The organism is Collinsella sp. TM10-22 (assembly GCF_003466125.1).
In the GTDB taxonomy this organism is placed as follows: domain Bacteria; phylum Actinomycetota; class Coriobacteriia; order Coriobacteriales; family Coriobacteriaceae; genus Collinsella.
Window position 1 is genome coordinate 63,110 of sequence record NZ_QSOC01000002.1, and the last position, 12,911, is coordinate 76,020.

Annotated in this window: 9 protein-coding genes; 3 read left to right on the forward strand and 6 right to left on the reverse strand. The window is 59.4% G+C overall.

What is annotated here, in order from left to right; all coding sequences use genetic code 11:
• Positions 1 to 157: 157 nt before the first annotated feature.
• Positions 158 to 1,732, forward strand: coding sequence for a lipopolysaccharide biosynthesis protein (locus DXD94_RS02295; protein WP_233540298.1), 1,575 nt, complete (start codon positions 158 to 160; stop codon positions 1,730 to 1,732).
• A 277-nt stretch (positions 1,733 to 2,009) separates the two neighbouring features.
• Here the strand turns inward: DXD94_RS02295 and DXD94_RS02300 are convergent, their stop codons facing one another.
• On the reverse strand, positions 2,010 to 2,849 hold the full coding sequence (locus DXD94_RS02300) for a metallophosphoesterase (protein WP_117763112.1): 840 nt from the start codon (positions 2,847 to 2,849) through the stop codon (positions 2,010 to 2,012).
• A gap of 252 nt (positions 2,850 to 3,101) precedes the next feature.
• Here DXD94_RS02300 and DXD94_RS02305 point away from each other — a divergent pair, with 252 nt between their 5' ends.
• Positions 3,102 to 4,148 carry a potassium/proton antiporter gene (locus tag DXD94_RS02305; RefSeq protein ID WP_199568347.1) on the forward strand — a complete coding sequence of 349 codons (1,047 nt, stop codon included), beginning with the start codon at positions 3,102 to 3,104 and terminating at the stop codon, positions 4,146 to 4,148.
• A complete protein-coding gene (locus DXD94_RS09695) occupies positions 4,127 to 4,708 on the forward strand; it encodes a TrkA C-terminal domain-containing protein (RefSeq protein ID WP_199568349.1) in 582 nt (193 codons plus the stop codon). Before DXD94_RS02305 ends, DXD94_RS09695 begins: the two co-directional genes overlap by 22 nt.
• Before the next feature lie 634 nt (positions 4,709 to 5,342).
• On the opposite strand, the gene DXD94_RS02310 is transcribed toward DXD94_RS09695, so the two are convergent.
• The 5 genes from DXD94_RS02310 to pglZ form a co-directional block, all read right to left on the reverse strand.
• A complete protein-coding gene (locus tag DXD94_RS02310) occupies positions 5,343 to 6,017 on the reverse strand; it encodes a DUF3800 domain-containing protein (protein WP_117763113.1) in 675 nt (224 codons plus the stop codon).
• A gap of 155 nt (positions 6,018 to 6,172) precedes the next feature.
• A complete protein-coding gene (locus DXD94_RS02315) occupies positions 6,173 to 6,370 on the reverse strand; it encodes a hypothetical protein (protein ID WP_117763114.1) in 198 nt (65 codons plus the stop codon).
• Between the two features lie 27 nt (positions 6,371 to 6,397).
• Positions 6,398 to 7,750, reverse strand: coding sequence for a hypothetical protein (locus tag DXD94_RS02320; protein WP_117763115.1), 1,353 nt, complete (start codon positions 7,748 to 7,750; stop codon positions 6,398 to 6,400).
• Between the two features lie 93 nt (positions 7,751 to 7,843).
• On the reverse strand, positions 7,844 to 10,189 hold the full coding sequence (gene brxL, locus DXD94_RS02325) for a protease Lon-related BREX system protein BrxL (protein ID WP_199568351.1): 2,346 nt from the start codon (positions 10,187 to 10,189) through the stop codon (positions 7,844 to 7,846).
• An 11-nt stretch (positions 10,190 to 10,200) separates the two neighbouring features.
• Positions 10,201 to 12,909: a BREX-1 system phosphatase PglZ type A gene (pglZ, locus tag DXD94_RS02330; RefSeq protein WP_117763116.1), complete on the reverse strand. Its 2,709-nt coding sequence runs from the start codon at positions 12,907 to 12,909 to the stop codon at positions 10,201 to 10,203.
• Between the last annotated feature and the right edge of the window lie 2 nt (positions 12,910 to 12,911).

Genomic DNA, 12,911 nt, shown 5'->3' on the forward strand with positions numbered 1-12,911 from the left:
GCGCGGGCGGCATAGGGGTGTCACAAAACTTCATCAGGATACCGCACGTTTGCCGACAAATTACAGCCGCCCGCCGAAATTATTGAACAACCGGTTCAAAAACACGAGCGGACGCCGTCGCGTCTATACTAGAGCGCAGTAATAGAAAGGACTCGCCTTGAGCATCACGCCCCTCGACAGCATTCGCCACGCCATCGCCCGCCGTAACGGCGTCACCGACCCCACCGTATCGGGCGGGGCGCACGGGCAGGGCGGACGCATCGAGAACGGTCTATTCCCCGCGTCTCACACCGCCGAGGAGCTCGCACGCATCCAAGAGCTAAGCCAACGTAACGCCGGCGGTCCCGACAACGGCCAGGCCACACGCCGTCGCCGCGAGCGCGATCGCCAGCCCGGCCCCATCCACCGCATGGTCAATGCCTGGTGGAACCGCCTGCTCGGAGCCGTCTACGGCGGCGGCTTCTCCGCGCAAGAAGCCGAGTACGAAGATCACGCCACCCATCGCGACTACCTTTGGAATACCCTGGGCACCGCCGTATGGGGCATGGCGTTTCCGCTGCTCACCATTGTGTCGACGCAGCTCGTGGGCGCCGAGGAAGCCGGCAAGTTCTCCATCGCCTTTGTCACCGGCACGCTCATCATGATCGCGTGCAACTACGGTGTGCGCAACTTTCAGGTCTCGGACATCGACGAAAAAACCTCCTTCGCCTCCTACCAGCTCAACCGCTGGCTTTGCGGAGCGCTCGCGCTGGCATGCGGACTGGTATACAGCAGCGCCCGCGGCTACGATGCGCAGATGGCCACGATTGGCCTGGGCGTCTACCTGTATAAGGTGATCGACGGCGTCGCCGACGCGTACGAAGGCCGCCTGCAGCAGGCCGATAAACTCTACCTGGCCGGTATGAGCCAAACGCTGCGTTCCGTTGGCGTCATCGCGGTCTTTGGCGTTGCCCTGCTCCTCACGCGCAGCATGCCCATCGCCGCCATGGCCATGGGCATCGCCGCGGTTGCCTCGCTCGTGCTGGTCACCGCCCCGCTCGCCCTGCTCGAGACCGAAAAATCGCGCCGCGTGAGCCTGCGCGAGGTCGGCCACCTGTTTGTCCAGTGCGCCCCGCTCTTTGGTGCGCTGTTCCTGTTCAACCTTATCGAAAGCATGCCCAAGTTTGTGATGGAAGGCACACTGGCCTACAAGTATCAGCTGTACTTTAATGCCCTGTTCTTTCCGGCGCAGGCTATTTTGTTGAGCATTGGATTTATCTATAAACCGCAGCTCCTGCGTCTATCGAGCATTTGGGCGAATCCGCGCAAGCGTCGCCGCTTTGACCTGATTATTGTTGCCGTTATGGCGCTGATCGTAGTCATCACCGGAGCGTGCGCCGCATTTATGGCAGGCCCCGGCATCCCCATCATGAGCTTTATGTACGGCCTTAACTTTGAGCGCTACCGCACGCTGGCACTGCTGATGGTTGTCGCCGGCGGCGTCACCGCGGCAATCGACTTTATCTACGCCATCATCACGGTGCTGCGCCACGCCGGCGACGTCACCAAGATCTACCTGATCTGCTTCGCCGTGAGCGTGGTGCTGCCGGTGATCCTGATTGAGCTGCTGGGCCTGATGGGCGCTGTGGTGAGCTACCTGGCGGTCATGGCCCTACTGCTGGTGTTGCTGATAATCGAGTACGCCCACATCCGTCAGCGCATCGAGCGAAACCGGAACCCGTACGGAGCCTAATTAGCTGCCCCCGAAACCGGAATTTGCGATGGAATCACCCCGGCTGGGGTCCGGTTGCGGACAATATGCATCACGCAAAACTAAGTGAGTAGACTTTTACCGAATCCCCGACCACACCGACATAATACAAGTCTGTGATCTGCGGTTTTATTGAGGCAAATATGTTGGGTGCTCGGCATTTCCAAAAAAGTCTACTCACTTAGCCAGCGGGCAGCCAAATGATTATTTAATCCCCGTCCCAGAAAAATCATTTCCAAATTAGCTACCCCTTGCGCCATCATTCTCCAGGATTGATATTCGCGTAGAACTCAGCCCCATCATCGAGCCGCAGGATACCTACGCGGCCAAACTCCGACCCAGTGGCGGCGGCGCAGTCGATGTCGATGCGATCGGGCACGCCGGCGGTATCCTCGCCGCCCAGGCGCACGATCTGCCCGCGGCCCGACTCCTCATCGAGCCCCGCCAGGCCGCCGACCTCGCAATAACGCCCGAGCGACACCGTGGGCGTGTGGCCGCTCACCACGACCGGGCCCTTGCCCTCGACAGAAAGCAGCCCCGTCGGCGCATCCCAATAGCCATGGCGAATCCACAGCAGGTCATCGGACGACTGCACCGCAAGCATCTGCTGCAGCAACTCGGCATCGGCATCGACCGCTCCCCTGCCGTTGCCACAATCGACACCGTGCTCAAGCAAAAACGCGCGAGCAGCCTCGGTCTGGATGCCGGCATGCACCAGCAAATACGGGCGCTCGGCAGTCTGGGCCACTGCATAGAGCGGCAGGGCGGCAGCCCAGCGGATCAGCTCCTCGTACGCCTCAAATTCCATGTCGTTGAGTTGCTGACGGGTAGTCCAGCCACCGTTGATATCCCAGGTCTCGGCATCGAGCGGATCCTGGCCAATGATGGCATCGAGCATGATCTGCTCGTGATTACCCTTGAGCACGCGGGCGTTGGGCAGCGAGCGCACGAGCTTAATAACGCCGACCGGATCGGGCCCGCGATCGATCATGTCGCCCAACACGTACAGCGTGTCGTCGGACGTCAACGAAATCTTGGACAGGGCCTCGTCAAGCGCACGCACGTGCCCGTGAGCATCAGATGTCACATAAATCGCCATGGTACGCCTCTCCTTGCATTGCGGCCAAAGCCCGGCGCCGCAACTAAAACTTCAAGTTGAACTTAAACGTTACCCATTGTACTCCGTTGCAATAAAGCTGGAAAGGGTTTCCGAGCAGAGGCAAAGACGGCAGCCGTCTATGACGATATCGCGCACGCCCGCAATCCAACCCCATAAACCCACCATCTTTGGGTACAAATACCGCAGACAATTGACCGTGCCACGCCAACCACCCAGGAGCGGACACCGTCCATGAACCAGATCCTTCTCTTTATCGGCCTCGTCATCATTTTGTGCCTGACCATCAAACCTGTCGGCAAAAAGCTCCCCTTCCCCACCCTGCTCATCTTTATCGCACTCGGCATGCTGCTGGGCGTCAACGGCCCGGCGCACATCGACTTTAACGACTACGCGCTTACCGAAACCGTCTGCAGCACGGCGTTGCTGTTCATCATGTTCTACGGCGGCTTTAACACCAATATCGACCGCGCCAAGCCCGTCGCCGCGCCCGCGGTGCTGCTGAGCACACTCGGCGTGGTCATCACCGCCGGCATCACCGGCGCGTTTGCGCACCTGGTTCTGGGCTTCGATTGGATCGGCGGCCTGTTGCTGGGCTCGGTTGTGGCGTCCACCGATGCAGCGAGCGTCTTTAGCGTGCTGCGCGAGCGCAACCTGTCGTTGCGTGACGGCACCAACTCGCTGCTCGAGGTCGAATCGGGTTCAAACGACCCCGTCGCCTACATGCTCGCCGCGGTGCTCGCGACCCTCGCGGCCGGCGGCAATATCGACATCCCCATGCTGCTGGCCAAGCAGATTATCCTGGGCGTGGGGCTGGGCCTTGCCATCGGCTGGGCATCCAGCCGCCTGATTGAGCGCGCGCATGCAACAGCCGAGGGCGCGCAGACCATCTTTTTGTTTGCCGTGGCCATCGAGGCCTACGCACTGCCGAGTTACCTGGGTGGCAACGGCTTTTTGGCCGTGTACTTTGCCGGCATTGTGCTGGGGGCCAGCGACATCACCGGCAAGGTCGAGATGGCGCACTTCTTTGATACCCTCACCGAGATGGCCGAGATGACGATCTTCTTCTTGCTCGGCCTGCTCGTGACGCCCGCCCGCCTGCCGCAAATGCTGCTGCCGGGCCTAGCACTCATGGCGTTTATGCTCTTCGTGAGCCGCCCCATCGCTGTCGGTGCGCTGCTGGCGCCCTTTAAGACGAACCCCCCCCCCGCCAGGTTGCACTCATCAGTTGGGCGGGCCTGCGCGGCGCAGCCTCGGTCGTGTTTAGCCTCTTTGCCGTGATGGCCGGCGTTCCCGGTGGACACGACCTGTTTGACCTGGTCTTTGTGATTGCCGTGTCGAGCATTGTGGTGCAGGGCTCGTTGCTGCCGGCAGTGGCAAAAAAGCTCGACATGATCGATGCGGCCCGCGGCGTGCGCCGCACCTTTAATGATTACCGCGACGAGGACGGCATGTCGTTCGTCAAGCTCAAGGTGGGAGCGGGGCATCCGTTTGCCGGTCGCTCGCTTGCCGACATTGGCAGTGCGACGGACATGCTTGTGGTCCTGGCGCTACGCGACGGCGCGCACCCGGTGCTCCCCAACGGCGATACGGTCATTGAGGAAGGCGACCTTCTGGTTATGGCCGCGCAGACGTTTGAAGAGCGTGCCGAGGTTACACTGCGCGAGGTCACCGTGACGACCCATGGACGCCTGGCCGTTCAGCGCCTGCGCGACGTGCCGCAGGGCAAGCACCCGTTTATCGTGGTGATGCTCAAGCGCGGAGACCAAACGATCATCCCCGACGGCAACACCCTTATATACGCTGGCGACGAAGCCGTCATCGCCACGCTGGCGTCGTAGCGGCCAGGGACAGCCGTCCCGTATTGGCTACATTTGAGCATCAATCGCCCCGACAGGGGTCTCGTTGAGGACGGTTAGTGTCTCTCGAGACTAAGTGAGTAGGCTTTTGTCGAATCGCCGACCACGTCACCAAAGCATAAGTCTGTGACCTGCGGGTTTGTTGAAGCAAAGACTTCGGGTGCTCAGCATTTCCAAAAAAGCCTACTCACTTAGCCAGCGGGTGGCCATAATAGAACCGTCGCGACGTCGTTGGACTCCGTTGCGACGGTTTATCATGCATTTTCGCACAGCCGTGGGCACAAACACCCCGTCGCCCCACATGACAAAGGGGCAGTCCCTTTGTCACATTAAATAGAACTTCAGCAAGAAGCTGAGGAAAAAGAAGACCGAATGAGCCACCGCTCGCATCGCAACCATGGTATAAATGGAATGCGCTCCTTTATGGAGGGCAGTCAAGGGCCGGGGGATCCCCCCGGCATTTTTGTTTTTAGGTCAACAGGAAATCGAGCGAAATGTCTCGTGTAGACCCGACATGCGGTTTCTGTTATAAAGATGTCGGTACCCTCGAATAGAGGGGCCTCCAAGAGCCGGGGTCTTACCTCCGGCATTTTTTATGCAATACGAGGCCTGCCCATTAGACGACAGCCTTCTTTCTTATTTCTTTTAGTAAGCCTTTTTTAAACGCAGTACTACCACCAAAAAATTTCTGGTCAGTATTAGTCTGCTTATTCGCCTGATATTTCAGACTCGTGAACTCAATGGTACAGATATAGTCCGCAGCCTGAGCCAAATAGTAATCCGATGAAGTTGTCGGCTTATAGATAACTGCATTTTTAGCCAAAGCGTAATCGATTGCCTTGTGAAGCGCACTCGAAACCGAACCCTGTCCTCCGTCGTAGTAAATCTTTACAGCATCAAACTGCTGAAACCAACTCAAAATGTCGAATATGAAATCGATGATTTCACGCCGCATCGCATCAGCGATCTGTTTGAGAGTTCGGTACCGATGCGTCTTGAATACAAACACCTTGTACGAGATGGGCAAATGTCGAAACATAACTCGAAATAGTGAAAACAGCCTTTTTCTCTCACTGATGTCCAAGTCCTTGAACTGATCTTTTCCATTCATGAGAGGAGAAGCATGGAACGGAAGGAGCGGCAATCCGCTATCGGCTACCGCCCTTTCATATTTCTCTATTCCCTCAGCGATGGGAATATTTTGTTCATGAAAAACAAAGGCCACAAGATAGTATCTTTCACGAAGATCATCGCTTCCAGATTCATCAATAAAGATACTCAGCTCTCGCATGGGCAATCCTTAATAAAAAAGCCGGGGAAAACGTCCCCGGCACTTGGAAGCCCTCTCTTAAGAGATGACCACCTAATTTATACCATGAAGTTGGACGTATATTCAAGCATGAGTATAAAATACAAACATATGTTCGTCAATAGCAAAGGTAGCCATCATTCAGCGTCGTCATCGACAGCAAAGTCGCGGAGGTCGAGGCCTTCGCGTTCGGCTCGGGCTAGCAGCTCTTGGGGCAACTCGTCCTCGATATCCACTACGTCGAGCATAGCGGCCGGAAAGCCCACGCCGGCCGCACTCCCTGCGCGGTCGAGCAGGCTCTCGCGCAACTGGTCCACATCAACGTCGATCTTCATGGTGAAACCCCCTACCGGATCAGGCCCCTACTCAGCAGCGCCGAGCACATTCACGGCTGCAACGAAAGCCGCAACCTGCTTGTCATCCATCTGTGTGGCCAAACGCCCCACAGGCTCGTCGTAGGCAAACTGCACCTTATCGATAAAGCAATCCCAAGCACGCTCATCCACACGCACAGCGTCCTCGCAATACTGGCTGAGCTTTTTGAGTCCATACCAAAACGCATTCACATGGCGCACAGGATCCTCGTCCAGTACACCATCGTAGCGCCGTCCGTTAAACTCACGCATGCGCGCCACGGCAACCTCGAGCGAATCGCCGCCGTCGGCCGAAGCCTCGTCCACAAGCTCGGGAATCGTAACTTCGCGCCGAACATTGTGCCTGGTAGCACCGTCGTACTCGCCCACCAATACGTCTTCGTCAAGTCGATCATCGTAGTCGAAATAACTACTGCCGCGGCAAATCCCATGCGGCGAACCGGCACCAAAGGCACAGAACAACCCGCCGTCGGCAACAACGCGCCTATAGGTCTCAAACGACTTCTTAACCTGAGCGAGCAACTCGTCAAGCTCCCCGGCATCGCACCCCGTCTCGCACGTAATGCAAACAAGTCCCGGCAACGATACCGGCTCCACCGTGCTCCCTGCAACGCGGGCAGCGCGTTCGGCCCGATACGCTTGGGCTGCCAAGCGCGCTCGCTGCGCGGCACCGCGCACGTTAGTAAGCTCGCGCTCCAGCGCCACATCGCCAGCCACATCGCTCGCAAACGCGTCAGCACCCTGCGGGCCGGTCGCACTCAGCTCGGACTCAAACGTCGCCGTGATCATGCCGGCAAGGTCCGTTGCGTCGGCGGCACAACGCAGCTGCTCCAACTGCGTGCACAGCAGATCGGCATCCAGGGGCACCGCATCCACAACGCACACGTCACTCAGACGCGCCGCGCCCTGCAGCACCAAAGCCCCCGCAACATCGTACGCCGCACGAACCCTGTCCGCCGTATTGGCACGCAGCTTTACCTCGATAAACGCAAGCGTCTGCTCCAGGCGGGCCAACAGCTCGGCCTTGTCCTCCATACGCAAAAAAGCAGCGTAGCGCCGCTCCATCCGCAGCGGCCCAACAATGCCCGCCTGCTTGCGAGCGCGTGCAAGCGCAGCGCTCTCAACACGGCGAACATACCCGTCAACAGCCCGTACGGCAGAGTCGTGCGCGGCGCGCTCAGCAGCCTCGACGCCCCTAAGCACACCCAACAGCTCGCGGGAGCGCGCCTTACGCACCAACTCCCCGCGATCGTACTGTTCAAGCGCCGTCTGACGCTTGGCTACCGACTCAAAGCCAAACAACTCATCGAGCAGCTCGCCAGCAGAACGTTCTTCCGCCATGGCAAGGCCTCCTCACGCGCAGCGCGCCAACATGCTCGCGGGCTCACGTGCGCATCAAACGCCTCGCGCACGCAAGCCCGCACGCTCGCATTCCTATAAATCCAACGCCTTCTTCGCAGCATCGACCGGGTCGCCATCCATGTAGAACACCGGGCTCAACCCCGAGATAATCTCGGAGGAAACGCTCTGCAGGCCCGCGATGGCGCTCAGCGGCAATATCACGCGCTTGGCGCCGGCGTTTTTGGCCACGCGCATAATGTCCTCGAGCCCGCGGATCTCATCCATAGAGCCCGACATGCGCAAGATTCCCGGAACCGCTAGCGCGGACATCACCGGGCGGTTGCACGCCGCGGAGCACAGGCCCACAAACTCGGCAAGCGAGACTTCCTCGGACAGGCCCTTGCTCTGCAGGTCGTTATAGAACAGCAGATAGTCCTTGGAGCCAATGTGCATGCCCGGCGCCACACGGTTCGCCAGGTTCACAAAGTTGTCAAACGCGGCTTCCAGCGTATCGCGCACCGGCTTATTAAAGGCAACGCCCTCGTGCTTAAACTTGCACTCGCCGGCAACGGCCTTGTTCTCCAGCTTGTACACGGCAACCTCGCCGCCCTGCGACCTACCCACGCCAAACACGTGACCGGACAGCAGCGGGCCATCGGGAATCAACGTATCCTCGGACTGCTCGGGCACACGCACCACGTGCACGTCCTGCGGATTGTCGGCATCCATATAGCCCAGGTTGACGTCGATAAACTCGACGCCCGCCATAATCTTGAGCTGCTCCTTTACGCGGCGACGGCCCTCGATAGCGTAGTCCAGCAGCCAACGAACGTCGTCCTTGTCCATAGCCTCGTCGGGGAACAGCAGCTTGGCCAGGCCGCTAAAGGACTTGCGCACGGCGATCTCGTCACGCTTGTTAAAGTCGCTGTTAAAGCGGAAGTAGCGATCGATATGATGCGTAAAGTCCTTGCGGCGCATCTCCTTGCAAAACTCCGACAGACAGTCGGTGATTAAGCCGTAATGCCCGGTCAGCAGGCTCGAACGCATCTTGGGAATCTCCCAGCCCGGCAGGTAATAGTGGATACGGTCGAAGAAGGCCGAATCGTTGTTAAACTCCGGCGGGAACGGATCAAACAGGTGCGTGGTCTTAAGGACGTTTTGCACGGTGTCGTTGATGTTGCCCTCAAAAACCATGGAGGCATCGGCGTTAATCTGGTCGCGGCCGCGCGCGTAGCTGCCACTCGCCATATAGTCCTTCATGATCTGTACGGCGTTGGTGTCCTTAAAGCGCATGCCGGCGACCTCGTCGAACGTCACGCAATCCCAATGGCCCACCAAGCCCACGCGGTCGGCGCGCATGGAGTTCATACGGCCGAACAGGTTGGCCGTGGTGGTCTGCCCGCCCGAAAGCAAAATGGCGTAGGGCGAAACCTCTTTGTAGATATGGCTCTTGCCGGTGCCGCGGGGACCAAGCTCGCACAGATTGTAGTTGCGCTCGATCAGCGGCACCATGCGCTCGATAAAGTGCAGGCGCTCCTTCTCCGAAAGCTCGCTGGGCTCATAGCCGGCAGAGCGCAGCAGCATGTTGAGCCACTCGTCGCGCGAGAAATACTGACGTTCCTCGATCATAGCGTCCAGGTCCAGGTTGGGCATCTGGATAGGCGTGAGCGACGCCACGCTAAACGGAGAGTCCTCGGGTCCGCGCTTTTTGCGCTTGGCCTTGGAGCGGCGCGGCGCATCGTCGCCAAAGACCTCCATGCCAAACTCGTCTTCCTCTTCCATGGGACGACGACACTCGATGCTCATAATGCACCAAATACCACCCTGGAGAATCTTGGAATAGTCGCGCACGTACTCGGCCGGCATCACAAACGGCTCAATGGTCAGGTTGGCAAACGACGCCACGTAGATGTCTTTGTACTCGTCGAGCTTGGCCGTCACCTTATCGATGATGGTAAAGCGACCCAGCTCGCGGATTTTGGACTTAATGCGCTCGGACTCGTCGGGACGCACGTAGTTATCGGTGAGGATCTTGCGGATGCGCCCCAGGCCCTCCGCCACGGCGTCCTCGTCGTCGGTTGAGCAGTACATGCCCAGCAGGTACTCCAGCACAAAGGTGGGCACGTTGGCGCCGCGCTTCATGAGGGCCGTCAGGTCCTTGCGCACGATCTTGCCGCCAAAGTGCTCGAGCAGCTTGCCGTCCAGCACATCCATGTCGTAGCCGTCGTCCTCGGGAGCCTCGGCCACAGCCTGGGCATAGCCGTCGGTCGAGGACTCGTCCTCGGCGGGCGCCGCAACCTCATCGGGTACCGCGGCCACCGTCGGCTCCGGGGCAGGCGCGGCAGCCACGGCCTCCTCTGCAGACACCGCAGCCTGCACCGGCACATTCACATCAATCGAGGGAACTTCCCACAGATCGTCGTCATTGCCATCAAACATAGGGCACACTCCTAAAAACCAAAGTCAGCAACAGGGGCAAACGAAACAGCGATGGTGTACGTCTCGCGCCAAACGATCTTGCCCGTCTCGCGCTCGCGGCAGACCAGATAGTACGGACCCTTGGCCGAGAATCCATCCGCTGCATGCAGCGCAAACTTGGCATGCACCACGCGCTCCTGCGAGTTAACAGAAGTCTTGTTGGCATGCGCCTTGACCGTATCGCTCACCTCGTTGCCACTTGCATCGGTAAACACCAGCTCGTACTCGCACGGCAAGACCTTGCCTTGGGCAGGTTCTTCCTGGATCAAGTTGACCGAGAAGAGCGAGTTGGTCACTCGACGTCCCTCACTCAGCACGCGCAGCGTCGCTGCGCGCGTATCGACAAAGTCCTTGGAACCCGAGCGCGCACGCCAAAATCCGATAACGGGCACGCAGAGCTCCTGCAGGCTCATGCCGCCGTGGACGTAGTTGTTAGTGCCGCCGGGACGCTTGAAGTGCACGTTCTCGCGCGGGGCAAATCCCTCAAAACCGGCACCCAAACGTCCCATGTCAACATTAACAAACACCTCGCATGCCTCTTCCGAAAGCTTGGCCACGGCCTCGTTGGGCACCACCAGATGACGCTTGCCGTGCATGACAGGAGCGTCAAGGAAGGGAAGGTCTGGCTTGCCGAGCATCTGGCACTCGCTGAGCTCCCGACGCGTGTAGATAAAGCCGTGGTCCGCCGTTATAACGACACGCGCACCCGGGGCGTCGGTGCACACGCGGCGTGCAAACGCGACAAGTTCCTCCACGGTGTCCGCGCAGGCATCGAAAACGTCATCCTGCGTAGCGGCCTTCTCGCCCGTGGCATCGATCTTGTTGTGGAAGAGATAGACGAGCCTAGAGTCTTTGAACAACGCTTTACGCTCGGTTCCCACCATGTTGAGGTATACGCTCGAGCGCAAAGCGCGCGCCGTGGGCTCAACATGGGCAAGCACGGCCTCGCGCTGCGGAGTCGTCGCAGTTGGCATGCCGTCAACCAGCACAAACGAACCATCCGCTGCAAGCTCAAGCGCTTGGTGAGGCAGTAGCGCGGGCATGCCCACCTCGGTAATGGAGGGAAAGACCGCCTGCATGCTAGAGACCTTGACGTTGCCGCCGCGCTCGCGCTCGAGCAGTGCCGCAACGTCGCGGGCCGCCTCATAGCGCAGCGCGTCGCTCACGATAACGACCGTCGTTTTGGCAGAGCCCACAAAGGTGGGCAACACATGCCAGTAGAACTCATCCTGCCGTTCGGGACCCTCGATGTAGCCGCAATCGGCCCACTCCCCTTGCGCAGCGGTCGCCCAGCAGGCATTGGCGTCGGCCAAGAACCAGTTGCTGTAGAGATTCTCCGCCCAGTCCACCACAGCTCGGGCAGGCTCCTCGAGCACATCGCACTCGGCGGAGCGCGCCCGCAGATACGCGGTGCACATATGGCGATAGGCAGCGTCCATGGCATACCAATCGGACGTGTAGGCATCCCATACCTGCTGGGGTTGCGCCAGATGGAACCCGCCCGCGTGTGCCTGTCTAAACGCGCACATATCGGCCACAGCGGCAAGCAAGTCAAAGTAGCTCTCGACACGACGGTACCAGCTTAGGTCGCAGCGACGAGCAGCAAATGCGCGCGCATCCTCAACACGGTCCGCGCCCTGGGCAAACGAGCAGAACAGCTGCGAGAGCACGGCCTCATTGACGCACGGAAACACATCAAGCGAGGCCAGCACTTCGATCGGCAAGGTCTCGAACCGTGCAAAGAGTCCGCGGGCGTCCTCAACCAAACGGCAAATCTCAAATAGGTCCTCGCTCGATGCCTGGGTATCGGCTGTCTGGTCCCACGTACGCACCGCCTCAAGGCAATAGGGCCCGTAGGCGGGAGCCACATGGCTCTCAAGCCCCTTGAGCGCTCCCTCGGGAAGCGCGGTGGATGCCGCCGTAAGGAGCACATGGGATGCAAGCATAAGCAATGAGTCACGCTCGTAAAGCGGCCCATCAAACCCATAGCAACGCACGATGAAGGCAGAGAGCACATCACGCACGCAGTACTTGTCCACCAACTCGGCCAGCGCCTCGGGGCCCTCGTGCAGCAGCGTGGTCATACAGCCGCGCAGTACAAACGCGGGCCGCGCGTCGACAAACTCTTTACCGCCAAATATCACCGCAAGGATGCCGAGTTCGATATCGGATGCGCCCGAGGCGTGCGGAACACACGCGGCAAACTTAGCACAGCGGGTCTTGGCATCAAAGAACGTCTTGTGCTCGCGCAGGCTCTCGCGCACGGCGTCGATATTCTCGATGCCCAGCTGATCGGCCAAAAGCGAAAGATAGTCAGCCTGGAACTGATCGGCATACAGCTCAACATCGGCAAGCCAATCACCCTCAAGCCTGCCGCGCGGGCAACGGCGATACAGCAAGATATCGCTCGCAAGGTCATCGCGGTTGATAAGCTTCTTGACGGCAAACATACGGCCCTCGCAGGCCTCAACAAAGCGCACCGGGCGCTCAAAGTCACCGTGGGCGGGCATAACGCCGGCATCGGCCCCCGCGCCGTCGAAGCCCTCGGCGGCCAATCGCTCAAACTCATGGGCAAACTCGCCGTCCGCATCGTGCCAAACCACAACACGGCGCGGCGCGCATGAGGACAACGGCTGCAAAAACCGCAGCTTGAGCTGTTCTTCTACATCGATCTTGGGCATGA

Coding starts and splice junctions, on each gene's coding strand:
- DXD94_RS02300 (WP_117763112.1), bottom strand. CDS start 2,849: ATGGCGATTTATGTGACATCTGATGCTCACGGGCACGTGCGTGCGCTT.
- DXD94_RS02305 (WP_199568347.1), top strand. CDS start 3,102: ATGAACCAGATCCTTCTCTTTATCGGCCTCGTCATCATTTTGTGCCTG.
- DXD94_RS02310 (WP_117763113.1), bottom strand. CDS start 6,017: ATGCGAGAGCTGAGTATCTTTATTGATGAATCTGGAAGCGATGATCTT.
- DXD94_RS02315 (WP_117763114.1), bottom strand. CDS start 6,370: ATGAAGATCGACGTTGATGTGGACCAGTTGCGCGAGAGCCTGCTCGAC.
- DXD94_RS02320 (WP_117763115.1), bottom strand. CDS start 7,750: ATGGCGGAAGAACGTTCTGCTGGCGAGCTGCTCGATGAGTTGTTTGGC.
- brxL (WP_199568351.1), bottom strand. CDS start 10,189: ATGTTTGATGGCAATGACGACGATCTGTGGGAAGTTCCCTCGATTGAT.
- pglZ (WP_117763116.1), bottom strand. CDS start 12,909: ATGCCCAAGATCGATGTAGAAGAACAGCTCAAGCTGCGGTTTTTGCAG.